Source organism: Nostoc sp. DedSLP03, assembly GCF_034530815.1.
In the GTDB taxonomy this organism is placed as follows: Bacteria; Cyanobacteriota; Cyanobacteriia; order Cyanobacteriales; family Nostocaceae; genus Nostoc.
This window is the reverse complement of the sequence record NZ_JAVRCK010000030.1, coordinates 55,513-79,982: the sequence shown is the minus strand read 5'-3', so window position 1 is coordinate 79,982 and position 24,470 is coordinate 55,513. Positions and strand designations below refer to the sequence as shown.

23 protein-coding genes and 1 pseudogene are annotated in these 24,470 nt (G+C 40.9%); 13 read left to right on the top strand and 11 right to left on the bottom strand.

The genetic code is table 11. The features are described from left to right. Nucleotides 1-88: 88 nt before the first annotated feature. Together RM368_RS16470 and RM368_RS16465 are read right to left on the bottom strand one after the other, a co-directional pair. The gene (locus RM368_RS16470) at nt 89-523 is read right to left on the bottom strand and encodes a hypothetical protein (protein ID WP_322680011.1); all 435 of its coding nucleotides are present in this window, start codon (nt 521-523) and stop codon (nt 89-91) included. Nucleotides 524-693: 170 nt separating this feature from the next. After that, complete coding sequence (locus RM368_RS16465; protein ID WP_322695044.1) at nt 694-3,678, bottom strand: valine--tRNA ligase; 2,985 nt, start codon at nt 3,676-3,678, stop codon at nt 694-696. 194 nt (nt 3,679-3,872) lie between these two features. On the opposite strand from RM368_RS16465, the gene RM368_RS16460 reads away from it, so the two are divergent. Genes RM368_RS16460 through RM368_RS16445 form a run of 4 tightly spaced genes read left to right on the top strand, consistent with a single transcriptional unit; the run spans nt 3,873 to nt 7,721 of the window. After that, nucleotides 3,873-4,178 carry a hypothetical protein gene (locus RM368_RS16460; RefSeq protein ID WP_322695043.1) on the top strand — a complete coding sequence of 102 codons (306 nt, stop codon included), beginning with the start codon at nt 3,873-3,875 and terminating at the stop codon, nt 4,176-4,178. Between the two features lie 7 nt (nt 4,179-4,185). Continuing rightward, nucleotides 4,186-5,448 carry a glutathionylspermidine synthase family protein gene (locus tag RM368_RS16455; RefSeq protein WP_322695042.1) on the top strand — a complete coding sequence of 421 codons (1,263 nt, stop codon included), beginning with the start codon at nt 4,186-4,188 and terminating at the stop codon, nt 5,446-5,448. 30 nt (nt 5,449-5,478) lie between these two features. Beyond that, entirely contained in the window at nt 5,479-6,750 is a 1,272-nt protein-coding gene (locus RM368_RS16450; RefSeq protein WP_322695041.1) for an MFS transporter, read from the top strand. Between the two features lie 14 nt (nt 6,751-6,764). Beyond that, the gene (locus tag RM368_RS16445; RefSeq protein WP_322695040.1) at nt 6,765-7,721 is read left to right on the top strand and encodes an N-acetylglucosamine kinase; all 957 of its coding nucleotides are present in this window, start codon (nt 6,765-6,767) and stop codon (nt 7,719-7,721) included. A gap of 26 nt (nt 7,722-7,747) precedes the next feature. On the opposite strand, the gene RM368_RS16440 is transcribed toward RM368_RS16445, so the two are convergent. Then, nucleotides 7,748-8,488, bottom strand: coding sequence for a dienelactone hydrolase family protein (locus tag RM368_RS16440; RefSeq protein WP_322695039.1), 741 nt, complete (start codon nt 8,486-8,488; stop codon nt 7,748-7,750). 264 nt (nt 8,489-8,752) lie between these two features. Here RM368_RS16440 and RM368_RS16435 point away from each other — a divergent pair, with 264 nt between their 5' ends. Genes RM368_RS16435 through RM368_RS16425 form a run of 3 tightly spaced genes read left to right on the top strand, consistent with a single transcriptional unit; the run spans nt 8,753 to nt 11,413 of the window. After that, a complete protein-coding gene (locus RM368_RS16435; RefSeq protein WP_322695038.1) occupies nt 8,753-9,235 on the top strand; it encodes a hypothetical protein in 483 nt (160 codons plus the stop codon). After that, nucleotides 9,236-10,192, top strand: coding sequence for an McrB family protein (locus tag RM368_RS16430; protein WP_322695050.1), 957 nt, complete (start codon nt 9,236-9,238; stop codon nt 10,190-10,192). A gap of 3 nt (nt 10,193-10,195) precedes the next feature. Continuing rightward, nucleotides 10,196-11,413 (top strand): McrC family protein, encoded by a 1,218-nt coding sequence (locus RM368_RS16425; RefSeq protein ID WP_322695037.1) that lies wholly within the window; start codon nt 10,196-10,198, stop codon nt 11,411-11,413. 9 nt (nt 11,414-11,422) lie between these two features. On the opposite strand, the pseudogene RM368_RS16420 reads toward RM368_RS16425, so the two are convergent. Both RM368_RS16420 and mnmA read right to left on the bottom strand, forming a co-directional pair. After that, nucleotides 11,423-11,560, bottom strand: a pseudogene (locus RM368_RS16420) (carbohydrate kinase); the annotation flags it as partial. 216 nt (nt 11,561-11,776) lie between these two features. Next, on the bottom strand, nt 11,777-12,832 hold the full coding sequence (gene mnmA / locus RM368_RS16415; protein WP_322695036.1) for a tRNA 2-thiouridine(34) synthase MnmA: 1,056 nt from the start codon (nt 12,830-12,832) through the stop codon (nt 11,777-11,779). Nucleotides 12,833-13,180: 348 nt separating this feature from the next. Between mnmA and RM368_RS16410 the strand changes: the two genes are divergently transcribed. The 4 genes from RM368_RS16410 (at nt 13,181) to RM368_RS16395 (ending at nt 16,619) form a co-directional block, all read left to right on the top strand. Next, nucleotides 13,181-14,047: a hypothetical protein gene (locus RM368_RS16410; RefSeq protein WP_322695035.1), complete on the top strand. Its 867-nt coding sequence runs from the start codon at nt 13,181-13,183 to the stop codon at nt 14,045-14,047. Nucleotides 14,048-14,192: 145 nt separating this feature from the next. Next, nucleotides 14,193-15,167 carry a cysteine synthase A gene (locus RM368_RS16405; protein WP_322695034.1) on the top strand — a complete coding sequence of 325 codons (975 nt, stop codon included), beginning with the start codon at nt 14,193-14,195 and terminating at the stop codon, nt 15,165-15,167. A 152-nt stretch (nt 15,168-15,319) separates the two neighbouring features. Further along, nucleotides 15,320-15,652, top strand: a complete 333-nt coding sequence (locus RM368_RS16400) for a (2Fe-2S) ferredoxin domain-containing protein (protein WP_322695049.1) — start codon at nt 15,320-15,322, stop codon at nt 15,650-15,652. A gap of 49 nt (nt 15,653-15,701) precedes the next feature. Further along, nucleotides 15,702-16,619: a DUF5331 domain-containing protein gene (locus tag RM368_RS16395; RefSeq protein ID WP_322695033.1), complete on the top strand. Its 918-nt coding sequence runs from the start codon at nt 15,702-15,704 to the stop codon at nt 16,617-16,619. 21 nt (nt 16,620-16,640) lie between these two features. Here the strand turns inward: RM368_RS16395 and RM368_RS16390 are convergent, their stop codons facing one another. The 3 genes from RM368_RS16390 to RM368_RS16380 all read right to left on the bottom strand — a co-directional run bounded on the left by RM368_RS16390 (nt 16,641) and on the right by RM368_RS16380 (nt 19,256). Beyond that, on the bottom strand, nt 16,641-17,636 hold the full coding sequence (locus RM368_RS16390) for a folate-binding protein (protein WP_322695032.1): 996 nt from the start codon (nt 17,634-17,636) through the stop codon (nt 16,641-16,643). Nucleotides 17,637-17,987: 351 nt separating this feature from the next. Further along, nucleotides 17,988-18,200, bottom strand: a complete 213-nt coding sequence (locus RM368_RS16385) for a type II toxin-antitoxin system prevent-host-death family antitoxin (protein WP_322695031.1) — start codon at nt 18,198-18,200, stop codon at nt 17,988-17,990. A gap of 57 nt (nt 18,201-18,257) precedes the next feature. Then, complete coding sequence (locus RM368_RS16380) at nt 18,258-19,256, bottom strand: helix-turn-helix transcriptional regulator (protein WP_322695030.1); 999 nt, start codon at nt 19,254-19,256, stop codon at nt 18,258-18,260. Between the two features lie 135 nt (nt 19,257-19,391). Here RM368_RS16380 and RM368_RS16375 point away from each other — a divergent pair, with 135 nt between their 5' ends. After that, nucleotides 19,392-19,652 carry a hypothetical protein gene (locus RM368_RS16375; RefSeq protein ID WP_322695029.1) on the top strand — a complete coding sequence of 87 codons (261 nt, stop codon included), beginning with the start codon at nt 19,392-19,394 and terminating at the stop codon, nt 19,650-19,652. 72 nt (nt 19,653-19,724) lie between these two features. Here RM368_RS16375 and RM368_RS16370 read toward each other — a convergent pair whose 3' ends face one another. Next, nucleotides 19,725-20,213, bottom strand: a complete 489-nt coding sequence (locus RM368_RS16370; RefSeq protein WP_322695028.1) for a hypothetical protein — start codon at nt 20,211-20,213, stop codon at nt 19,725-19,727. 163 nt (nt 20,214-20,376) lie between these two features. On the opposite strand from RM368_RS16370, the gene RM368_RS16365 reads away from it, so the two are divergent. After that, nucleotides 20,377-22,281 (top strand): serine/threonine protein kinase, encoded by a 1,905-nt coding sequence (locus RM368_RS16365; protein ID WP_322695027.1) that lies wholly within the window; start codon nt 20,377-20,379, stop codon nt 22,279-22,281. A 329-nt stretch (nt 22,282-22,610) separates the two neighbouring features. Here RM368_RS16365 and RM368_RS16360 read toward each other — a convergent pair whose 3' ends face one another. Together RM368_RS16360 and trpA are read right to left on the bottom strand one after the other, a co-directional pair. Then, nucleotides 22,611-23,276: a heterocyst differentiation related protein gene (locus RM368_RS16360; RefSeq protein ID WP_322695026.1), complete on the bottom strand. Its 666-nt coding sequence runs from the start codon at nt 23,274-23,276 to the stop codon at nt 22,611-22,613. A gap of 236 nt (nt 23,277-23,512) precedes the next feature. Then, complete coding sequence (trpA, locus tag RM368_RS16355) at nt 23,513-24,340, bottom strand: tryptophan synthase subunit alpha (RefSeq protein WP_322695025.1); 828 nt, start codon at nt 24,338-24,340, stop codon at nt 23,513-23,515. Nucleotides 24,341-24,470: the final 130 nt, after the last annotated feature.

Sequence of the window (24,470 nt, the reverse complement as noted above, 5' to 3'; positions counted from 1 at the left end):
TTAGTAAATTACCCAGTAAGAGACAGATCAACTCTTGCTGGGTAATTTGTCATAAATACACACTTGAGCGCAACACAACTGCAAATTTTTAACTTTCTTCTTGGGGATAACCATTTTTCTCGCGTTTGAGGCTTTCTTCTAAGGCTTGAATTTGTTCGCGTCTAGCTTCCAACTCTAAGGAACGCCGCGCTAAGTCTTGATTTTGTAATGTTAGAGATTGTCGCCAATGTTCTGCTCGTTCGGCTTCGTGCTGCAAAAATTCCGGGGTAATGCCGATGGTGAGGTAGTTTTGTACCAGGTGGAGTACCCAGTTGGTGGCGTCTTCTAGTCTTTCAATGTCGCCTGTAGGGGAAAGTTCTACTAGAACAAGCAAGTTCTCACTCATGATCTTTCCCTTTCCCAGCAGAATGAAAGCTTCTTCGGGAATTATCGCCCACAAGTTATCAGCTTCTTGACGCGCCAACAAGCGTAACTGGTGCTGGTCTAAAAAATCATTTTTACGCACCTGGGCTAGATATAGCATGAGGGTCGCTTCGCTCCAATTCAAAATTCAAAATTCAAAATTCAAAAAAATTTAATAAAAAAATAAGTGCCAGAATGGATATTTGGATCTTGTTAATTGGTAATGGGTAATTGGGAATTATTAACACTTCCATTACCCATTACAGTTATCCTAAGCCACGCAGACTATGCCTACGATAACCCCTTGAGGCGATCGCGCAAAATTTCTGCTTGCTTCTGTGCTTCTGCTAAGGCGTCACGCGCCCCCTGTACCACGTCGGGTCTAGCTTTATCTACGAAACTAGGATTGTTTAATCTGGTACTCAAGGATTGAACTTCTGCTTCAGCTTTACTCAAGCTTTTTTCTAGCTTGGCACGCACAGCTTCAATATCTACCACACCGCTTAGAGGAATTAGCACTTGTATTGTACCAATTACACCTGCGATCGCATTTTCTGGTTCTTGTGGTTGTTCTAATTCTTTCTGCGGAAACAACTCTCTCCATAACTTTTGTCTAGCTTGAGCAGTGAGTAAATTTTGGCTAACAAACCACGCTGTGTAACCAAAACCAACTAGTTCAAAGAAAGTTCCAACGATGGGAATTTCATCAATGGCATTCCCCACAGCTAAACCCAATCTACCAAAGACAATGGCCACAATAATTAAGCCAATTGTCTTCAAACCCCTCTGAGGTTTTTTCGCAGCAACAGTTTGGTTTTCTTGCTTGTCAGCGATGGTTAAAGTCTCAACCTTCGCCAAATCTTTAATATAAGACTGTCCAGCAGTGAGAATTTCCCGCTCTTTTTGGCTTTCAGTTTGCAAATTCGCTGTTACTTTTACGCCTGGTTTAATATCCGCTTCCGCCCGCAAATTCCGAATTGTGCGGATAGTAGCAATCAGTAATTCAAACTGTTCTTCTAAAGCTGAATCAATCAAGTTTACATCTATCTGAGGATAGATTTGTAATGGTAAAGTTTGCGGTGAATCTGCTGGTTGTTGAGTGAGAGTCTGCCAGATTTCTTCGGTAATATGAGGCATGAAGGGATGAAGCAGTTTCATAATTCCTTCTAGTATGTAGCCGAGGGTTTGTTGTGCTACCCGCCGCGATACTGGATCGGCATCTGCTTGCAATCTCGATTTCACTAGTTCAATATATTGATCGCAGAAATTACCCCAAATAAACTCGTAGAGTCCTTTTGCAGCTTCCCCTAAACCGTAATTATCAATGTAATTGGTGGTTTCTTTGACAACTTGATGATATCGCGAGATAATCCAGCGATCGCTCAATTCGGTGGCTACTGGATTTCCCAATTGTTGCGGCGTTTGTCCATCCAAATTCATCATCACAAACCGGGCAGCATTCCACAACTTATTTGCAAAGTTGCGCGATGCCTCAACCGATGCCGATTCATCCTTTTTGCGATCGTATTCTAAGCGGATATCTTGACCAGCACCAGCCACTTCTCTAATTAAGGTATACCGCAGGGCATCAGTACCATACTTGTCAATTAATAACAACGGGTCAATACCATTACCTTTGGTCTTTGACATCTTCTGACCTTTTTCATCCAGCACTAAGCCGTGGATGTAAACCGTTTGGAAAGGCATTTGCTGCGTAAAATGCCCAGCCATCATTGTCATTCTGGCTACCCAGAAAAAGATGATATCAAAGCCTGTTACCAAAGTGGTAGTCGGGTAGTAAGTTGCTAAATCTTGAGTTTGTTCCGGCCAGCCCAAAGTCGAAAATGGCCAGAGTCCAGAAGAAAACCAAGTATCTAGCACATCTGGGTCTTGTTCTAACTTGACATTTTCGCCAAATTGTGATTTAGCTTTTTCCCAAGCTTCGGTTTCCGATTTCGCTACTACAAACGGCGTGTTATCGGTAATTTGTCCATCCGTTTCACTGACAGCGTACCAAGCCGGAATTTGGTGTCCCCACCATAATTGACGAGAAATACACCAATCAGTGAGTTTTACTAGCCAATCACGATAGACCTTTGTCCAGCGTTGAGGAACAAACTCTGGAGAAGTTTGCTGGTCGAGGAATTCGAGAGTTTGGTCAGCTAGCGGGCGAATTTTGACGAACCACTGAGTCGAGAGGAGGGGTTCAATAGGTACTTTACCGCGATCGCTGTAGGGAACGGTATGCTTATAATCTTCGATCTTCACCAAAAAGCCATCTGCTTCTAGGCGAGAAACCACATTTTTTCTAGCGACAAAGCGGTCTTGTCCTTGAAATTCCTCAGCGTTGGCGTTGAGAGTGCCGTCTTTATTCATAATGTTAATGAACGGCAGATTGTGACGCTTACCCATCTCAAAATCGTTCGGGTCATGGGCGGGAGTTATCTTCACGCAACCTGTGCCAAAAGTGGGGTCAACATATTCATCGCCAATGATCGGAATTTCTCGTTGTAGAATGGGCAGAGTGAGAGTTTTGCCAATGAGATGTTTGTAGCGATCGTCATTGGGATTAACCGCTACAGCCGTATCACCCAGCATCGTTTCTGGTCGAGTTGTCGCCACCTCTACAAAACCGGAACCATCGGTGAGGGGATAGCGGAAGTGCCAGAGATTTCCATTCACCTCTTGATTTTCTACTTCCACATCAGACACCGCCGACCCAGAAGCGGGACACCAGTTAACTAAATATTCACCACGATAAATTAAGCCTTCCTCGTAAAGGCGAGTAAATGCTTCCACAACAGCTTTGGATAAACCCTCATCCAGAGTAAACCTTTCCCGTGACCAGTCCACCGAGACACCCAAGCGGCGTAGCTGATTCAGAATCGTTCCCTCAGACTCCGCTTTCCATTGCCAAGCGCGTTCTAGGAATTTCTCGCGCCCCAATTCGTAGCGAGTCTTACCCTCTGTTTTGAGTTGCTTTTCCAGCATAGTATGCACAGCTATGCTGGCGTGGTCAGTTCCGGGTAGCCACAGGGTATTGCGCCCCTGCATCCGGTGGTAGCGCACGAGGGTATCTATCAAGGAACTTTCAAAAGCGTGACCCATGTGTAAGCTGCCAGTGACATTCGGCGGTGGAATGACGATGCAGTAGGGTTCGCCGCCTTTGTTGGGGTCAGCTTTGTAAACTTGGTTGTCTTCCCAGAATTTTTGCCACTTGGCTTCAGTGGAAAAAGGGTCGTAAAGACTGGGGAGATTGGGAATAGTTGCGGTCATGCGGGGCAAACTAACTATGGAAGGACTCTAATAAATTTTGCCACAGGGTTGGAGAGGGTTTGTTTAGCAATTCTCGAAATCGTGGATATACCCCTTAAAAAATCTATCTGGAAATGCGAAATCTATTTTTGACCCTTGTAGTTATCTTGCATAAATTTCGTAGCTGACATCTGTATATTCATCCAGAAAGACTCATGAAATTGAAACCAGGTTTATTTCAACTCATAGTGTTCGTTATGACTGTATCGCTACTTGCTTCTTGTGCGACAACCCCAGAAGCAAGACAGTCAGATTGCAACTCCACAACGTCGCCAAATGAACAAGCTAATAACTGTTCTCCCTCATCTAATAGTAGCGGTAGATCGAGTGGTTACTCTGGTGGGAGTAGCATTAGAAGATCCGGTTTTGGTGATTCATCGGAGGCCGGAACTTCCAGAGGTTCTGCCAAGGGCCGTAGTGGTTTTGGTAGTTTCGGTCGCGGTGGTCATGCGGGTGGATAAGAGAATTATGAATATTTTTAACAGTCCTCAACGAAAGCATCTATTTCAGTCGATGAAAATGGGTTGGTACAACTTTGCTCCTATTGAAGAAGGAACAGGTATACCTCTAACTGACCAAGAAACACCTTACGCTCTTTATTATTGCCATCAAGTTTTACCGCAGACGATCCAAGAAATCCAGGAAGCATCGGAATTAGTCGGTAGTGTTTTAACCCAAGCGTGGGAAATTATCCGCACTCTTGATGAGGATACACTACTTTACTATGGATTTCCGGAAGCTACCATCAAGTTAGTTAAATATGACTTTCTCGCACCATTTTGTATGCGTCTTGACTGGTGCTGGAATCAAGAAAAAGGGATAAAAAAGGTAGTAGAAACTAATCCCCAAACTCCTAGTTTTTGGTTTGAGTGTACGGATGGCAATAATAAAGTCGCCAGACATTTTGGATTGCAAGAACCAGATTTAGATGCTCAAAAACTCTTAAAAATAACACTTAATCAGCATGTAAATAGAGCCGCATTAAATTTGGGTAAACCAGTTACAGACTGTCGCGTAGCATTTACAGCTTTGAATAATGCCGAAGATTTAGGTACTATGCGATGGCTAAGAAATTACTTAGAGTCCAAAAGTGCCATTTTACCATTAGAATATCTTGGCATCAAAGATGGTGAGTATCTATTTGACCAGAGAACACAAAAACCAATAGATATACTTTTTATGTGGTATCCAGTGGAATGGCTAATCCATGATACTGATGAAAAAGGTGAAAGATTATGGCCGGCTCTAGAGCAATTAATTTTTGAGAATAAAATTGTGATTGTGAACTTTGGTTCTGCCTTTGCACTGCAACCAAAAAGTATATTTGCTCTAATTACAGATTTGGGATATGATTTTTTTTCTAACAAAGATGCTGGGACAGTTTGGGAATATTTTCCGAAAACATCACTGAGTGCAACAGCAATAGGTAATTCATATTTTGCCAAACCAATTTTAGGAAGAGAAGGTGAAGGAGGATTTGCAGTTAATTGCGGAAATATCTCTGTGCGTAGTAGTAATAATGACCCTTGGTATACACAACAAAATTATGTCTATCAAGAGTTATTAGAATTTCCTAAATTAGAAATTGATGGCAAGCCAATGACTCAAGTTTGGGGAGCTTGGCTATATAACAATGGTAATGACAAATTTATATCTGGAGGTGTAGGAATCCGCCTTTCTGAAGGGGAAATTACAGATAACTTATCCTATTGGTGTCCTATTGGATGCTAATTTTAATAACACCGATAATTAGAGGCAAATATGAAACCTCAAACTACCACCCCTTCGCCCTGGATATACATACCCACTCTCTACTTTGCCTCTGGCATACCTTACATCATTATCAATACAGTTTCCGTAATCTTTTACAAAAAACTCGGAATAGATAATACTCAAATTGCCTTATGGACAAGTTTTCTCTATTTACCTTGGGTCATCAAAATGTTTTGGGGCCCAATTGTCGATATTTACTCTACCAAACGTCAATGGATACTTTATACCCAATTTGCTATGTTCGCTTGTTTGGGTTTGATAGCCTTCTCTTTGCAACTGCCAAATTTCTTTTTCATCTCCCTTGCGACATTAACAGTAGGAGCATTTATTTCTGCAACTTATGACATTGCCACAGATGGCTTTTATCTGCTGGCTTTATCTCCAGAACAACAAGCTTTCTTTGTTGGCATTCGCTCACTGTTTTATAGAATGGCTGTCATTTTTGGCTCTGGAATATTAGTAGTCTTAGCAGGTCAGCTTGAAGTGTCTCTGAACAACATTCCTTTAAGCTGGACTATAACTATTGGTTTCTCGGCTTTAATTTTAGCAATCTTGTTTATTTTCCATCGCCTAATTTTACCTTTACCTGAATCAGAGAATCAGCAACAAATAGAAGCTAGGAAAAATATACCTTTTTGGTCAATCATTAGCTCATATTTTGCTCAAGATAAAATTATAAACATTTTAGTATTTATATTGCTTTACAGACTTGGTGAAGCAATGCTTGTGAAGATAGCCTCTTTGTTTTTATTGGACAAACCAGAAGTAGGCGGTTTAGGGTTATCAACATCAGATGTCGGATTAGTCTACGGAACATTTGGGGTAATATCCCTAATCTGTGGAGGAGTTTTAGGAGGCTTGCTAATTTCTAGATATGGATTAAAAAAATGTTTATTCCCTATGGCTTTAGCATTGAATTTACCTGATATTTTTTATGTGTATATGGCTTACACAAAGCCTTCACTAACATTAGTATATCCCTTAGTTTCCTTAGAGCAATTTGGCTATGGTTTTGGATTTACAGCTTTTAGTGTTTATTTAATGTATATTTGCCAAGGCGAATATAAAACTTCTCATTTTGCCATATCTACTGGCATTATGGCTTTAGGAATGATGTTACCCGGATTAGTTAGTGGTTATCTGCAAAAAGCACTTGGCTATCCATTATTTTTTGTCTTAATTTGTTTGCTGACCATTCCTGGAATGATTGCTCTATTTTTTATACCTTTAAAAGAAGAACCGAAGCGTCAAAATAATTAAGATTATTGCAATCCATGAGTTATGTTTTAGGAATAGATGGTGGCGGTAGCAAGACTATTTGTGTCTTGATGGATGATTTGCGTCAGGTGCTAGGTCGTGGTGAAGCAGGCCCATCTAACTATCAGAGTATAGGTATCGAAGCAACTTTACAATCTATTCAATTAGCAATTCACAATGCGGTTGAGGCAGCAATAATTACAAATACTGTGAATATTGACGCGATATGTCTGGGTTTAGCAGGTGTAGGTCGTGCAACAGATATCAAAGTAGTAAAAGGTTTAGTTAAAGAGTTACAGAATAACAAATTGCCTATTACTTGGGCATTACAGCCAATCAATATTGTAATTTGTAACGATGCTTTAATTGCTTTAGTAGGTGGAATTGGTCAGCCTGTAGGAATTGTAGTTGCAGCCGGTACTGGTTCGATAGTTTTCGGACGAAATCATGAAGGACATACTAAGCGAGTCGGCGGCTGGGGGTATATTTTAGGAGATGAAGGTAGCGCTTATAAAATTGCGATCGCAGGCATGAATGCAGCATTAAAATCTTATGATGGACGAGAAATATCAACGAGTTTGATAGAGGATTTCAAACAGCATCTTGATTTGGAAAGTATAGAAGATTTAATAGAAGTAGTATATCGGCGAGAATGGGGAGTTAAACAGATAGCAGCTTTAGCACCAGTTGTAGATTTTGCAGCAGCGTCAGGTGATATAGTAGCGAATATCATAATTGATGATGCTGTAAAAGAGTTAGTAAAAGCTACATCTACAGTAATTGATGCAATTTTTAGTGCTGACTCAGTTTTAGAAGTAGTCACAACAGGAAGTGTCTGGCGCGGTAGATGCAATATCCATGAAAAATTTGCCGTGTCTCTTGTTAATAAATTTCCTAATGTAAACGTAATTTTTCCGAGGTATGAACCTGCTTACGGTGCTGGTTTGTTAGCGTTGCAAACAACTCAAAATTGACGCGAAGAAAACAATAACATAAGTTTTCAGTCTGCAAATATGCGCCCCAAGAAAGTTATTATTTCAGACCAAGCTGCGGTGCTAGCACTAGAATCATAACGATAACCGTCGTCGCGCATGAATGTATGTTCTGCTTCATACAAGAAAACTTTGTGAGGTATGTTAGCATTTTCAATTGCTTTTATTATGATTTGGCGATCGCTATCTGGTATATGAGGGTCAAGTGTACCAAACACTATTAGCATCTCACCTTTGATTTCACTTACCCTCTGGATTGTATCGGCTACCTCTTTACCCAGTTTACCACTGGGAATACCAGTAGGGTAACAGCAGACACAAGCCCGAATTTCGCTTTGAAATGCGGCGCGGAAAGCTAAATGTCCACCAATACAGAAGCCAAGAGTGCCTATTTGATTTGGAGAAACCGCACTCTCTGTTTTCAGAAATTCAATTACAGCAAGGCAATCGGCATCATAATCAGCTACCGAGGTTCGACGCGCATCGTCATTACCCCGCATCTTTCCAATATCGTCTGGCTCAATTACTGAACCAATTCGCTCTATTCGGTGAAAAATTTCTGGTGCTGCTACTACATAGCCGTATCCTGCTAAGTAGTTAGCTAGACGAATCATTGGATCGCCTAACTGATAAATATCACTGTAGAACACAATACCAGGGTATTTTCCTGCTGCTTTGGGAGCCGCTACATAAACACGCATTAAGCTGCCATCTACTCTTAATTCAACGTTGCGCTTAGTGATTTGCACTTTTTTGTCTCCGTGTTCCGCTTGCTGTCATTAGCTTCTACACTATAGCGCCACAGTATCCGGTTACTTTCAAGCTACAATTTGGTCTTATTTTCGCATCACTGCGATCGTTTAATATCGCCAATGAAAGTTTGTTGCAAAGCTACTAAAGAACTATATATTAACTCTAAGTATTTTTACGCTAGCGTTTTATTTATTCAATAAGTACATTGAAATGACTTTAATATAAAATATTGGAAAACTTTACTTGTTATATAATTTTTTATGAACAGTAATCACGAAGAAAAAAACTTTTTCTATGAAAATACCTTTAAAGTAATCGAACAATACAAAAGCAAACACAATGATAATGATATATATAATTATCAAGAATATAAAGATTTTTTAAACACAGTCAAAAGACCATTTATTAAATTCTGCGACTTCATATATCAGCAGATACCAACTGAAATTGCTGCCAAAAATTTTTATGTAAGAACAGAAAATGGGCTAAGTGAAGTAGATATTTATATATTAGTTTCTCCTAGTAAATTTCGTCTACACAAGTATTTAGATATATTTTCATTAGTAAGTATAGAGTTAATTGATTCAGGTATAGATATAAGATTAATCCCAAATGCAGGTTCATTTCTTGCAAAAAAGATTGTAGAAATCAATCCTGTAATGATAGCAAATAGAATTGCTGAAGATATAAATGCATTTGAGTTCCCATATATTGATGATAGTTGTTATTTTAAGGAAAAATAAATATTAAATTCATCTAAAGAAGAATTAATTAATAAATTTCAAGAATGGTTTAAAAACTATCTTCCATTATTTTTACAAGCAGTATCTAAGGAGGCAATACCTGATGTTAGTCAAAATATAAATAAACCTTATAGCTTAAACCAATGTACTGAAGATACTGGAGTTTCCCAACTAGTACTAAAAAGCTGGATACGCACAATTAATCGTAAAGGTCAATCAATTTTATATGGTTCACCTGGAACAGGCAAAACCTTCATAGCTGAAAAACTTGCTAAACATTTAATTGCAGGCGGTGACGGATTTTCAGAACTAGTGCAATTTCATCCAGCATACTCTTATGAAGATTTCATTCAAGGTATCCGTCCTCAAAGCCAAAATGGAATATTAACATATCCACTGCTTCCAGGAAGATTTTTAGAATTTAGTAAAAAAGCTGAGTCTTGTGAAGATACTTGTGTTCTAATTCTCGATGAAATAAACCGTGCTAATCTTGCACAGGTTTTTGGTGAATTAATGTACTTGCTTGAGTATCGGGACAAAGAAATTCCACTAGCTGGTGGTAACAGGTTTCGCATCCCGAAAAATGTCCGTATTATTGGCACGATGAATACAGCAGATAGGTCTATTGCAAATATAGACCATGCACTCCGTCGTCGCTTTGCATTTATCGAACTTTGCCCAAACTATGATGTACTGCGACGTTATCACCTAAAAACAGGTTTTGCAGTAGAGGGGTTAATTAACATTTTAGAGCAATTAAATCAGGCGATCGCAGATAAAAACTACGAAATTGGTATTTCATTCTTTTTAACAGATAATTTAGATAAAGATATAAAAGATATATGGTGTATGGAAATTGAGCCATATTTAGAAGAGTACTTTTTTAATCAGCTAGAAAAAGTAGATGAGTTTCGCTATGAGAAAATTCAGCCTCACCTTAAGTTGGTATCAGCTTAAGTTATGAATATCAGCCCAGCACAACTAAGAATTATTGAAATTACAGAATACGAAAATAAATTATTTCCGCGTGATGAAATACCCGATTCAGCCGCAGTAGAGTTATATGAAAAATACAAAACACAAGTAGATATAGAATTTCCTACCTATACAACGAGAGATCGTTGGAAACTGAAAGCAAAAGGATGGGTAGGTTACATTCCTGTAACTCCTGAATTTCATCTAAAAATAAATCCGAAAGTGCCTATCCACAACCTCTTCGGGATGCTGGAATATGCCTACAATTTAAAAGGGTTTCGCTTTCTTGAAGGGTTGATAGATTGTGAATCTCTAGAGCAATTTTATAGTAATCTGGCTCAGATATTAGCCGATAAAGTTTTAGAACGGTGTCGCAAAGGATTATATCGTACTTACTTGCCTAAAACACAGCAGCTTTCTTATGTGCGAGGAAGGCTAGATGTGCAACAGATAATTCAAAAGCCGTGGAATGTTAAACTTAAATGCAATTACGAAGAACATACGGCTGATGTTAAAGAAAATCAAATCTTGGCATGGACACTTTATATCATTGGTCGTAGCAGTTTATGTTCAGAAAGAGTATCAACAACAGTACGAAAAGCTTATCACGCTCTACAAGGATTAGTAACGCTGCAACCTTGTAGCGCAGAAGATTGTATCGCCAGACAGTATAATCGCCTCAATGAAGACTATCGACTGTTACATAATTTATGTCGATTCTTTTTAGAAAATAGTAGTCCCAGCCATGAAAAAGGAAATTACAAAAGCCTACCCTTTCTCGTCGATATGGCACATTTATATGAACTTTTTGTTGCAGAATGGCTTAAGAAAAACACGCCACAAGGCTATTTTTTCAAACAGCAACATCCAATAGAAATTAGTCAGAACCGACACTTTATTATAGATATATTACTCTGTAATGCTGCTACTGGCAAAACAATAGCAGTTTTGGATACAAAGTATAAAGCCCCAGAAGTGGCAGGATATACAGATATTCATCAAATGATCAGCTATGCCAACACAACAAAATGCAAGGAAGCCTTTTTGATATACCCCAAAGACTTGACACAGCCACTAGATGTTAAAGGCGATCAAATCCGAGTCCGCAGCCTCACCTTTTCCCTAAATGATAATCTCGATCGCGCAGGTCAAACTTTCTTAAAAAACCTTTTTCTCTTAATCTCTCAGAACTCACACCAATAATTGCTCGCATTCTTGTAATAATTCATACCCTCGCGCTTCTATGCGGGCAATGCTTTCTAACAACCCATGCAAAAATTCTACTGGATTATTTGGGCGTGGTGACAAGCGTGGGGGTAGATTGAGATCGTTAATCGGAAAGCGATCGCCATAATACACTGTGCGTACACCCTAACCTTTTAGGAGACAGAAATAGAAGTGAGGTTTTCCAAATACGGTGAGAAGTCAGGTTGAGCCTTTGGCAATTCTATAAAAGGCGATTATTACGAAAATTATGGTTTTGTTGATGAAAAGGGTGTATTATCCAAGACGGTTCGGTTAAGAGAAGAGACGCGATAAATCGACGTCTCTACAAAGGGGTGATTCTTAACTAAACTGTTCAATAATTCCGCCACCTAACACTTTCTCGCCGTCATACCATACCGCCGCTTGTCCGGGGGTGATACTGATTTGGGGTTCATCAAACACCAAACGCACACGGAAGTTTTCCAACGGAATTACTGTCACTGGTGTAGCCGTTGAACGATAACGAATTTGCACTTCGGCATGAATTGGAGTGGATGGTTCGGCAATGGAAACCCAATTTACCCGATTTACAGTGCATTCTGGCTGAGTTACCTTGGTGCGATCGCCTACTACTACTTTATTATTTGCCGCATCTAATTCAATCACATACAGCGGTTCGGCAGCAGCAATCCCCAAGCCTTTGCGCTGCCCAATGGTGTAGTGATGCACGCCATCATGCTGTCCCAAAACTTTGCCTGTAACATCGACAATATCGCCTGTTTTGGGAGCTAAATATTTATCCAAAAATGCTCGCATAGAACCGTTACTTTCAACTAAGCATAAGTCTTGACTTTCTGGTTTATCAGCAGTTTTCAGTCCGTATTCAGTTGCAATCCGGCGCGTGTCAGTTTTTTCTAGTTCGCCCAGAGGAAATATCGTTGATGCAAGTAAATCTTGAGACAAATCATAGAGAAAGTATGACTGATCTTTGTTGCGGTCAACAGCTCTTAATAACTGGTAACGTCTAGTTGCTTCGTCATAGCTAATTCGGGCATAATGACCAGTGGCAATGCGATCGCACCCCAATTCTTCACGAGCATACTGCACCATTGGCCCAAACTTCACCGTTTTATTGCACTGGGAGCAAGGCAAAGGCGTAATCCCAGCACTGTAACCAGTCACCAGGTAATCGACAATATGCGTCTGAAAGACATCTCGAATATCCACAACTTGATGGGGAACGCCTAATTGTTCACAGATATCAGCCGCGTCGATCATACCTTCAGAGCAACATTGACCTTTGCCTTTCATTAGCCAAAGAGTCAAACCAATCACTTCATAGCCCTGATGGTGCAGGATAGCTGCGGCGGTGGAACTGTCAACGCCACCAGAAAGACCAACGACGACTTTTTTCATACAAAGCACGACACGATAGCTGCGTGGTTGTCCAATTGTAGCACATACTCTTCAAAGCCTTGCTAGCAAAGCACTTCAGTTTTAGAGTTACTGAATTAGCAATCGCTATTCACTCCTTCATCATCTTTATCTAAGATTAATTACAGATGTATTTTTTGCCACGCAGATGAGCTAATTTTACGTTAACGCTATATAGTTGCTACAACGGTGAACTAATTAGTTCTTGATGGAAATGAAATTACCTAAAAATACTGTGACTACTTTCTAACTATTATGTCGAGAGGAATATCAAGTCAATTGATCCCATTTCAGATGTTGCGCCGAAGTTCTCAGGGTTGGAAGCCCACTATGGCAGTTCTCTTTTTGTTAGTGGGAGGATGGTTAGTACTGATTCCCGACTCTACCCCAGCACAAGCACAAATTTCCAATAGCAACCTCTTACTGGCTCAAGATGGTGAGATTTTACCGCCACCGCCAATTCCCTTTGGTCAACAGCCATCACCGCAGTTACAACCGGCTCAAGCACAGGACTTCAATCAACCGGAAGTGAACTTTCAGCCTTCCCAACCAATACAGAACAATCAATTTGAGCAAAACTTTCAGCCTTCTCAACCAGTACAAAACAATCAATTTGAGCAGAATTTTCAGCCCTCTCAACCTTCACAGTTTAGTCAATATAACCAGAACTTTGAGCGCTATTTAGTTTATGTTGATGGTAGTGATTTCCAGACACTACAAGCAATACGTCAGATTGAACCTAGTGCTTACATTCGCCAGTTTCAAGGTCGGACTGTAATTCAGTCAGGAGTTTTTAACAGAGTCGCCAACGCTCAACAACGGGTGAATGAGCTACAGTCACGAGGCATATATAACGCCCGAATTATCAGCTTTGGTAACGGACAAGAAATAAATGCAGACAATGGCAACTATAGAGACGATCGCAATAATATAAACGCTAATAGGCGAGTCTCTAGATATTATGTCGCCATTCCCACCACTTCCGAACAATTACCTGCGATCGCAGCACAACTTAGGCAGAATTTAAGCCAATTTACCCAAGATTTAGGACGATCTGGCGGAGTCCTCGAAAGGACGCAACCACGGGGCCCGCACGTAGCAGTCGGGCCTTTCCAAAATCGATTCCAAGCTGAGGAATGGAACAAATATATCCGAAATATCGGATACCGTAATGCCAGAGTTTACTACGGAAAGTAAATAAGTCAGGAGTTAGGAGTGAGGGAAGTACACCAACGGCAAGCGCTCCAATGTAAGTATTATAGAATTTTAGGCAAATCAGTTGTAAATCATACTACAGCTATCAGCCAAGATTTTTATAAAGACTCATACAAGTACAGTCAAAATGGATATAAAGAATGGCTTCGTTGGCGCTGTTGGCAACACCCCTTTAATTCGCTTAAACAGTTTTAGCGAAGAAACAGGGTGTGAAATCCTTGCGAAAGCAGAATTTCTCAATCCTGGGGGTTCCGTCAAAGACCGCGCCGCACTTTACATTATCGAAGATGCCCAAAAGAAAGGTTTACTTAAACCTGGTGGCACGGTTGTAGAAGGAACTGCTGGTAATACTGGCATTGGATTAGCACATATTTGCAACGCCAAAGGCTACAAATGTTTAATTATTATTCCCGATACCCAGTCACAAGAAAAGATAGACGCGCTGACAGCATTAGGAGCAGAAGTTCGTCCCGTCCCCGCCGTACCTTACAAAGACCCCAACAACTACGTCAAGCTATCGGGCAGAGTAGCTGCTGAGTTGGAAAATGCCATTTGGGCAAATCAGTTTGATAATTTAGCCAACCGCCTCGCCCACTACGAAACTACAGGGCCAGAAATTTGGACGCAGACAGATGGTAAAATAGATGCATGGACAACTGCAACTGGTACTGGTGGTACTTATGCTGGTGTAGCATTGTACTTAAAAGAACAAAATCCAGCAATTAAATGTGTTGTAGCCGATCCGCTGGGTAGTGGACTTTATAGCTATGTCAAAACTGGCGAAATCAAGATAGAAGGAAATTCCATCACTGAAGGCATCGGTAACGGTCGTGTCACAGCCAATATGGAAGGCGCACCTGCTGATGATGCCATTCAAATCGATGACCAAGAAGCTTTGCGAGTAGTTTACCAACTGCTGAGGAAAGATGGATTGTTAATGGGCGGCTCAACGGGTATTAATGTTGGGGCAGCTGTTGCCTTAGCGAAGCAGTTGGGGCCAGGACATACCATTGTCACCATCTTGTGTGATAGTGGTTCTCGATATCAGTCGCGGATATTCAACTCGGAATGGCTAGCTTCAAAAGGACTTTCAATAGATTAGTTATTAGTCATTAGTCATTAGTCATTAGTCATTAGGCATTAGTCACTTGTACTAAGCCTAATCGTTGGCGCAGCCTCTCCAAGAGTTTATTGGTCATTAGCTTCCGACTTTTGACAAAGGACAAATGACAAATGACAAATGACAAAGAACAAATGACAACTCAATCATCAAACTTCCCCACAATAGACCAACCCTCTTCTCCTAAATGTGTGCGGGTTTGTCAAAATCGCACTTGTAAAAAGCAAGGTGCAGCCAAGGTTTTAGCAGCTTTTACAGCTTTGCCAATCCCTGGTGTAACTGTAACGGCTAGCAGCTGTTTAGGACAATGTGGCAATGGCCCAATGGTGCTGATATTACCCGATATGGTCTGGTATAGCGGCGTTCACCCTGATGAAGTATCTCTACTGATAGAAAATCATTTGCTAGGTGGTCAAAGAGTCAAACAGATGCTCTATTATCGGTTTCATCCCCAGAAAGAAAGCTAAATTTTTAATATTAAGCTCTGCAATCTTTTTGACTGAAGTGAGGCATCCAATGAATATCCAGCAGCTGCGTCAATCTTTAAAACAAAAGTGGCTTATTTACTACAAGCAAAATATTTCTTGGCTGGTCAAAATCCGAATTTGGGCCACTTACGATGGTCTGCGCCGCCCTTTGTCCGGTTTTATTTTGGCAACACTGTCTGTTTTAGAACCCCAGTTTGATGAAATACTTTCTTTTATGGTGGATCTGAATAACGATCCAGATAAAATAGTCGCTGCTTTAGGTCTTAACTTCAATCCCGATGAAGAGTTACGTTTAATCAAATCAGAGCATTCTATGGCTATAAGCCAAGTTGAAAGCGAGCCGCCAGATGAGAAGCATTCTGAGGATAAACATCTATCATCGGCTGTAACTGCCAGCAAGATTGCGCTTCATTCTCTTGCTAAGACTCTAGATTCCAACTTGTCACGCGCCGATGAACTTGTGCCATCAATTACAGCTACCACTGAAGTAGTTCGCACACGCAAACTTGAGTTGATAGTAGCAAATGCAACTAAAATTGCTCCAGATACTCCGGCAAAAACGCCATCCTCCGGTTTACTAAGGAAATATCAACCAGTACGCTGGCACTCTGGTCAGTTACCTTCAGGAGCATCGGCGACAGTGACCAGTCAGGTTAATAGCAAAGCCAAAACTATGCCACCTGTGGCATTAGCTACCGAAGTTAAGAACAACGCGCCACCTGTCCGAATTCCTGTGGGTGCATCGTTGGCAATTACCACTGAGATTAATAGTAATGGCAAACCAGGGCGATCGCTAGCAACTACTACTGAGGTTAAAAGTAACGGCAAACAACCGAATATTCAACCACAAGAGGTTAAGAGCAAAATAAATTTACCAACTACAAATGCCCGTAGTATAGCTTCTTGGGTAGATGAATTTTGTTACGGCGCTAGGGAGAAAGAGTAAAGATATTTTGGCTTGAATTACTTATGGGTACTCGTGAGAAACAAACGGGATTTCTATGACTTCACCCTCAGTTTCTCCCACTTTGACTTTTAAACCTACACCACCAGCTTTGGTGCGAATGTAACCTAGTCCAAAGTAACCATCATCTGTTTGGGTGTAACTAGTAAGTTTACCGACCTTTTCATCTGCAACTGCGATCGCACTTCCAACTTCTACAGGGGCACTGAGGCGAATACCAAGCAGGTGTTGTTTTACACCTTTATATGTATTTAACCGAGCAATAGTTTCTTGCCCAATATAGCAACCTTTAGTAAAAGAAATTGTTTGCCACAAACCAACTTCTAGAGGATTGTAATCATCTGTGAGTTCCGCATCTGGGGCGGGGCGGCCTTGTAAAATTCGCAAGGCATCCCAAGCGCGATCGCTCATTTCTACTGCTCCTGCTTCTAACAGTTTGTTCCACACTGTTTCTTTGTCAGTATAAGGGAAAGTTAAGGTGTATCCGGGCGCAGCTAACCCGCTACCTACAGCAATTCGCACGCCCTCAGCCGGAGCAATGGTGTATACTTGGTGATTACCGTAAGGTTGGCCGATGAGTTCGCCAATACCCAACTTTTCTAAAACAGCGTCGCTTCCTGGGCCAATCAGGCTGAAGGTGTTGGTGTATTGGGTAATATCAGATAATTCCACCTTGTCGGCATAGAAAATATATTTATCTAGCCATTCCATCAAAAACTGGCGACGGTTAGGTGAAACCAGCAAGATTACCGCATCTTCTCTAACGTAGGCGGTTACTAAATCAATTGTTCTGGCTGTGGAAGTGACAAAAACCGTATCACAACCTTGTCCTGGCTTGAGTATTTGGAAATTGTTAGTACTTTGGTTGTGTAAGAAATTGAGGCGATCGTCGCCAGCTACTTTAATCCGTCCCCAGGCGGTGCGATCGCATATTGCAATCCCAACTTTGGCGGCTTGGATAGCTGCTGCGTCTTTATCGTCAAGTGTAGATGTTGGCATAGCGATCGGAAATTGCCCTGTTTGAATGTTGTCGCACTGGAAATCTTAGCAAATAAGCGTTTGCGGCTTCAATCTACCTCCGGTTTTCTTCTAGCGTTAATCAAAATCTTATCAACATCGCGATTTTGTGAAAAACATTAAAGCTGTCGTTAGCAAAATCATTCTTTTGTTGATGAAAATCATTATTTTGTGAAGAACGTTAAAGCTGTCGTTAGTAAAATCATTATTTTGTTAAGAACATTAAACCTGTCGTTACGACATTAAGTTCTGTCGTTATGAGAGTGATAACGGCGATTCATCGCGATCGCTCTTTTTTAAGATTAGATTATTTCATGATGAAATTAGCGATCGCTATAATGGTATCGCTAAAAGACGTGCTGCATTCTCAGGTGATTGGAATAAATATGCTGTCTCTATGATGCTATTAAGTTCCGCGGTAGGTATGACAGATACGCTTTCTGCACCTTCACGATTAACAACTACAGGTTCACGAGTCCTAATTGCCTCTTCGTAAATTTTTTCAAAATTATTACAAGCTTCGGTGTAGTTTGTTTTATTAGACATTTTTTGTTTCCCTACTGTGTTCTAGATAAACTCTCAAGTTTATATTTATTGGCTTCCTTAAAAAGGTATATCAATATCATCAGATATGTTGTACCAGTTTCTATTTAGTAAAATTTTTCCAAAGTATATAATAAATTCTTGTAAGACCTCTCTCGAATATATAAAAGTTTCCCATGTATAATCGAATTGTTTATCTTCCGAAATACACAGATAACTTTCACCGTCACTCAAATCGTATTCCCGAAATCCATCCAAACATATTGTAGTTAATTCGTTTGTATTAGGATCGTAAAACTCTGGATTCTGTTGACTATTAAGATAAAAATCACCGACTGTTTTTCTTTCAATTTCTAAGATGTTCCAGTATTTATGATTAAGTGAATCTAAAAATAAATTTTCTTTACCTGGTAATACTAAAAATCTACCTGCTATCTTATCCGAGAAAACTCCAGATTCAAGAATATATACCCAGTAGTGTAAATTTAGCAAATATGGGTCTAAAATTAGTTTATTAATAGAAACACTTAAACCGCATATAGTTTGGTATAAAAATATTTGATATCGTTTATCTCTTTTTCCAGGATTTTTAAGTCTATACCCTATACATTGCGATGCCTGGCTCATCTTAAACTTTTGCTCAAAACCGAGCGCCTCAAGTATATTGATAGCCAAAAACATCAGTTCCTCTCCAGACTCTTCTACAATTTCGTCACCTGACAAAGCTAAAGAAGTCACACCGTCATAGTTTATCTTTTGCGGTTGGTTGCTAGCTTCATTAGTAATAGCAGGAGAACAATTAATTACCCACTCAGGTTTGTAGTTGAGAAATAGAGCCTTTAACTTGTCTCTTAAAGCATGATCGCCTGGAAATTCGCTTTTAATACCAAAATCTTTATATACATTTGAGATTTGCTTGCGTACAGTTCCTTCCGCACGTCCCCTAGACTGAGCAATCTCATCATTAGTGTATCCAGCCAGCAAAAACTTCAACACCTCTACCTTACGAGGTGCTTTCCTTAGCTTTTCTAGAGCTTCATTAAACTGCCGACTATTCATACTTTTTAGAATACCGCATTTTCTTTAATCTGCGTACTTTGCGTATTGTGCGTATTCAAATTTTTATATAGGTGTCCATTGCTTTGCGTATCTGCGTAATGAGCATCATATACACAAGAGCGTTTGAGTAAACCAATGGAAAATGATTCTAGATTTGTTCAATTAGAAATACCAGGAATGGGGCAATTTCTTATCCAAAATAAAACTGTCTCAGAAATAATTAAGATGACTCCACAAGCTATTACAAATATTTCGGCTAAGAGTCCAGATAATCAAATCACATTCGATCAATTAGAAATACCAGGGATGGAAGAATTTATCGCTAAATTGAAAACACAGTCAGAATCTAACAACTCAATTGACTACAGCCGTATGAGTAAAGATTTTGCTGCTTGAAGAAAAAGCGAATCGCCTTATCTCATAAGCCCACACAAGTGGGCTTTGTTCGTGTATTCTATTGTCAAGGCTTCAACTATCTGGCAATTTAGCAAACGCCTGCTCAACTAACTTCTTTGACTTAGCATCCAAACGCAGCCAATCGACTTCACCGAATTCATCGATTAAACTAGTATCAATATCAGCAACTTCCTTCTGTGGGGTGTATTCAATAAAACACACCTGATAACACAGTTCCCACAAATCGATACTCGCTTCTTGCTGTTGACGCTGCAAACGTAGATGATATCCTGGATGGGGCATCGGCAGACGAGCCAGAGTTCCTCTGATTTCATCTGCTTCTTGGGGCGTTGCAGTTTCGATTGCTTGCAATAGCTCACTCACCAATGCTTTGATTTCATCAGTGGTGCTAGGCGGCCAAATCAGGACATCATGGTAAGTTCCCGTCCAGGAAGATTCATCAAGCTGCTTGCGGATATTGTCGATAACGCGAATGAAAGCAGGTTGCATGAGGATTTCAGCCTGCTGCCATGCAACTGGATTTGTTATTTTAGGTGGCATTGGTAATAAACAGGGGCACTAAAAGAAAAATAAACAGTCTGCGTTTATTAAAAAGCTGCGTTTTTAATCTAAATCTTTTCTCAAGATAGCGGATTTCAATGAAGAAAATTTGGAGATATTTATTACCAGCTGGAAAATTAGGTAATAACTCTGGGGAGGGAATATGATCGGCAAGCTACTAGACCATCGTTACCAAGTAATTAGAGTCCTCGCGATGGGAGGATTTGGTCAAACATACATTGCCCAAGATACTAGGCGACCAGGCAATCCTATCTGCGTTGTCAAGCATCTCAAACCCGGAACTGACCCCAGAGTTTTTGATACTGCTAAACGCCTGTTCAGCAGTGAAGCCGAAACTTTAGAAAAACTGGGCAACCATGACCAAATACCGAGGTTACTGGCGTACTTTGACGAAAACCAAGAATTTTATCTAGTACAAGAATATATTGAAGGACATACCCTAGCAGAGGAACTTATACCTGGTAAGCGCTGGAGTGAAAGCCAAGTAATTCAACTGTTGCAAGAAGTTCTAGAAATTCTGGAATTTGTCCATCGCCAAGGCGTAATTCATCGCGACATCAAACCGGATAATATCATCCGCCGTGCCTCAGATAATAAGTTAGTTTTAGTTGATTTTGGAGCAGTGAAGCAACTGCGTACACAACTGGTAACAGTGGGCGGACAACCCTCTGCGACAGTGGTTATCGGTACTCCTGGCTATATGCCCACAGAACAAGGGCAAGGTAAACCCCGTCCCAACAGCGATATCTATTCCCTTGGCATCATCGCCATTCAAGCATTAACAGGATTACAGCCAACAGAATTGCAAGAAGACCCGGAAACAGGCGAAGTTATCTGGCAGCATTCAGTAACCGTGAACCATCGATTGGCGGCAGTATTGTCCAAGATGGTGCATTATCACTTCAAAGACCGCTATCAAAATGCCACGGAAGCACTGCAAGCGTGTAAAGACGCGATTAATCCAGTAGCTGCACTTTCTACACCTCAAGAAGCAGCCAAATCTCAGCCTCAAGTATCTCGGCTGCAAACTATTGCAGTTGCACCAGCAAATCCTATCCCTGCCAAAGCTGCGGGTAAAGACTCTAGTAAATCTGACCCCTGGCCGATATTAATTGGCATATTACTAGCGGGTGGTGCGGCTGCCTTGGTAACAAATGTATATCCAAATGTGAAAAATTTTGCTTTAAATCTTACAGGTAAGGATACAGCTTTAGCAAACAAATGCTCGGCTGTTGTTGTCGGAAATTCTAATATCCGTTCTGAACCTAGTTCGATAAATTCTGATAATATTGTGCAAACTGTTGCTAATAACACCAATTTCGAGGTGACTGGCAAGCGAACAAAAGCAGGTTGGATAGAAGTTAAGCTTAAATCTGGTCGTTTGGCTTGGGCACACCCGACAGTGATAACTAATAATCAGGAATGGGGTTCTTGCCTACGCGAAAAGGGCATTGCAACTAAGATTGTAGATGATAGTAGCTTGATTGCGACTCGAACTATTCCCCAGCCAAAACCAAAATCTCAGGATGTGGTAACTCCATTACCAGAAAAGCCGAAGAAGTCAACTGACGATGCTGAGAAATCACAACGATCGCAGCCTAATGATAACAGTGCCAATATTGTAGAACAAGCAAAAAAGAAGTATGATTCCGGGGATATAATTGGAGCGATCGCACTTTTAAGATCGGTTCCGGCAAATGCTGCTTCTGGTATCCAAGAGACGAGCAAAATGATTGCCCAGTGGCAGTCAGATTGGGCAAAGGCGGAGGCAGTATCTAATGAGATTAATAAAGCAATAGATGATGGTAAATGGGATAAAGTTTTATATTATAGAAACCATCCAGAAAAGTTGCCTAATACTAAATACTGGCGAAATAGAATAGAACCATTATTTAAACAAGCAGCCGAAAATCTGGCAAAACAGGCACTCACTCAGCTAGAAAATCAAGGTAATCAAAAAAATACCCAACAGAAACTTCCCGATACTAAGCAACCTGAAACCACAGAGAGTCCCAATACCACACAAACTCCTAAAAACAGCTTTTAAAAGTTATCAGTAAACACAGTTCTCCTCGTTTCCAGCTTCTTCTGACTGAGAATTACTAATACCAATTCTGTATAAAGATGCGCCAAACTATATGAGGAACGAACCGCATAGACGCAAAGCAGCTTCTTGCAGAGTAGGGCGCATTCGCGCAGCGTCTCCTAAGAGTTGGATACAAAGAAGAAAGAAAATTTGGTGCAGCCTCACAAAGAAATGGTATAATTGAGGGCTGCCACCGTCCGGATTCGCAGTATTGACCTAATAAATCTCGTTCCCAAGTTATACCTGAAAACGAGATTTTAAATAGGTATTTATCTGTGGTTTTATTTTCCCTATCCGTGCATCTCGTCGTATTCTTGGGCTTCAACTCGTCTTGCTTCCATCCGCGAAGCAGGCAGAAACTCAGCACGACGGACTGGAACCAAGGGCGGCGTATTTCCTTGGTAAGGGTGAATAACTTGTACAGTCCGGGCTGGGCGCTGCCGTGGTGAGAACAAAGCCAAGACTCCAGCAACAACAACACCACCACCAATAGTCAGAGTTGCGCCTCCCACAGCCCAAAGCACAGGTGAAGACCACCAGTTATTTTGCGGCTGGAATGTTGCTGTTTTTGGTTGGTTATTTTGCTGGGCTAATTGCCACTGCTGCTGAGTATTGAAATTTTGAACTTGACCTTGAAGTTGTTGATTTTGCAACTTTAGCTGTTCATTGTCGTTTTTTAAACGCTCCAGTTGCATCTGCGTGTTCAGCTTCTCCATCTCTAAACGCTGGTCATTATTAGTACCAGTCGGTGGTTGAACCTGATTGGGATACATTGGTTGCCCATAAGGCCCGTAAGGATACATTTGTGGTTGCATTCCTTGAGGCGCGACTACACCTGGGATTTGTGGAGTAACAGCAAAGTTAGGTTGTAGAGGGGTATTTGTTCCTTTGAGCAATACGAGAGCCGCCAGCCCAGCTACGGCAACCCCACCGATAAACGCCATACTCTCACTCATCGCCTTTGCTCCTCGATTGCGACGTAACTATAATCATTTTTGACCGACTCTCTCTCACACTCATAAATTATGCCTAGTTAATTTCACATAATACTCAAACTATAAGCAACTCTATCAGCTAGTTTTTTGACATCATCATATCTGATGTTAATATTCAAGACCATAATGGTCAAATTGTCTACCAAATAAGGATAGAAAAACTACACTGTTATACTTTTTTAATCTACTTTCTGAGTCTAATCAAGAAGAGTATTTGTGCTGGTATTGGTGGTCTTGATGGCTGCCTTGAGACTTTGGCAAAATTCGGCGATCGCCAAAAGTCCCTGCTCTGGTGTGCCTTGGGCTAACCGTTTGACAACAGCACTACCCACGATCGCACCATCTGCGCCCCATTCCCTTACCTGTCGGGCTTGTTCAGCTTCAGATATGCCAAAGCCGACTGCAATCGGTTTATCAGTAACACTACGAATTTGTTTGAGTAAATCAGACACGCGGTTTTCCAGTTGCGATCGCACCCCTGTAACCCCAGTCACACTGACTAAATAAATAAATCCTTGGGAAGAACGAGCGATCGCTTCGATCCGTTGGGCAGAACTAGTGGGAGCTACCAACAAGATTACGTCAATTCCCATCTCACTAGCTGCTTGCAACAATCCTGCTGCTTCCTCCAAGGGCAAATCAGGTATTACCAATCCTGCAACTCCAGCAGCAGCAATTTGCCCAAGAAATTTTTCAATTCCCCGGTGCAAAATTGAGTTGTAATAGATCAACAGAACAATCGGCGATCGCAATTTGGGAGTAATCCCTTGCAGCATTTCTAGCACCTGCTCTAACTTCGTGCCCCTTTGCAAGGCGCGGGTAGCAGCAGCTTGAATGACTGGCCCATCCGCGAGAGGATCGGAATAGGGTATACCCACTTCTATAATGTCGGCTCCACTACGATCTAGAACCTGTAAGGCTTTTGCTGTGGTTTCTAAATCTGGATCGCCAGCAGTGACAAACGGAATCAGAGCGCACTCACCATTCTGCCCAAGGGTTTTAAAGCAATCAGAAATCGCAGTCATTGGTCATTGGTCACTTGTACTGAGCGTAGTCGAAGTATTGGTCATTGCTCATTGGTCACTTGTACTGAGCATAGTCGAAGTATTAATCATTAGTCATTAGTAAAGGACAAATGACTAATGACAAAGGACA

What these genes read in the sequence shown, in the direction of transcription:
- RM368_RS16470 (WP_322680011.1), bottom strand. Translation starts at nt 523, where the DNA reads ATGCTATATCTAGCCCAGGTGCGTAAAAATGATTTTTTAGACCAGCAC.
- RM368_RS16465 (WP_322695044.1), bottom strand. Translation starts at nt 3,678, where the DNA reads ATGACCGCAACTATTCCCAATCTCCCCAGTCTTTACGACCCTTTTTCC.
- RM368_RS16460 (WP_322695043.1), top strand. Translation starts at nt 3,873, where the DNA reads ATGAAATTGAAACCAGGTTTATTTCAACTCATAGTGTTCGTTATGACT.
- RM368_RS16455 (WP_322695042.1), top strand. Translation starts at nt 4,186, where the DNA reads ATGAATATTTTTAACAGTCCTCAACGAAAGCATCTATTTCAGTCGATG.
- RM368_RS16450 (WP_322695041.1), top strand. Translation starts at nt 5,479, where the DNA reads ATGAAACCTCAAACTACCACCCCTTCGCCCTGGATATACATACCCACT.
- RM368_RS16445 (WP_322695040.1), top strand. Translation starts at nt 6,765, where the DNA reads ATGAGTTATGTTTTAGGAATAGATGGTGGCGGTAGCAAGACTATTTGT.
- RM368_RS16435 (WP_322695038.1), top strand. Translation starts at nt 8,753, where the DNA reads ATGAACAGTAATCACGAAGAAAAAAACTTTTTCTATGAAAATACCTTT.
- RM368_RS16425 (WP_322695037.1), top strand. Translation starts at nt 10,196, where the DNA reads ATGAATATCAGCCCAGCACAACTAAGAATTATTGAAATTACAGAATAC.
- mnmA (WP_322695036.1), bottom strand. Translation starts at nt 12,832, where the DNA reads ATGAAAAAAGTCGTCGTTGGTCTTTCTGGTGGCGTTGACAGTTCCACC.
- RM368_RS16410 (WP_322695035.1), top strand. Translation starts at nt 13,181, where the DNA reads ATGGCAGTTCTCTTTTTGTTAGTGGGAGGATGGTTAGTACTGATTCCC.
- RM368_RS16405 (WP_322695034.1), top strand. Translation starts at nt 14,193, where the DNA reads ATGGATATAAAGAATGGCTTCGTTGGCGCTGTTGGCAACACCCCTTTA.
- RM368_RS16400 (WP_322695049.1), top strand. Translation starts at nt 15,320, where the DNA reads ATGACAACTCAATCATCAAACTTCCCCACAATAGACCAACCCTCTTCT.
- RM368_RS16395 (WP_322695033.1), top strand. Translation starts at nt 15,702, where the DNA reads ATGAATATCCAGCAGCTGCGTCAATCTTTAAAACAAAAGTGGCTTATT.
- RM368_RS16390 (WP_322695032.1), bottom strand. Translation starts at nt 17,636, where the DNA reads ATGCCAACATCTACACTTGACGATAAAGACGCAGCAGCTATCCAAGCC.
- RM368_RS16385 (WP_322695031.1), bottom strand. Translation starts at nt 18,200, where the DNA reads ATGTCTAATAAAACAAACTACACCGAAGCTTGTAATAATTTTGAAAAA.
- RM368_RS16380 (WP_322695030.1), bottom strand. Translation starts at nt 19,256, where the DNA reads ATGAATAGTCGGCAGTTTAATGAAGCTCTAGAAAAGCTAAGGAAAGCA.
- RM368_RS16375 (WP_322695029.1), top strand. Translation starts at nt 19,392, where the DNA reads ATGGAAAATGATTCTAGATTTGTTCAATTAGAAATACCAGGAATGGGG.
- RM368_RS16370 (WP_322695028.1), bottom strand. Translation starts at nt 20,213, where the DNA reads ATGCCACCTAAAATAACAAATCCAGTTGCATGGCAGCAGGCTGAAATC.
- RM368_RS16365 (WP_322695027.1), top strand. Translation starts at nt 20,377, where the DNA reads ATGATCGGCAAGCTACTAGACCATCGTTACCAAGTAATTAGAGTCCTC.
- RM368_RS16360 (WP_322695026.1), bottom strand. Translation starts at nt 23,276, where the DNA reads ATGAGTGAGAGTATGGCGTTTATCGGTGGGGTTGCCGTAGCTGGGCTG.
- trpA (WP_322695025.1), bottom strand. Translation starts at nt 24,340, where the DNA reads ATGACTGCGATTTCTGATTGCTTTAAAACCCTTGGGCAGAATGGTGAG.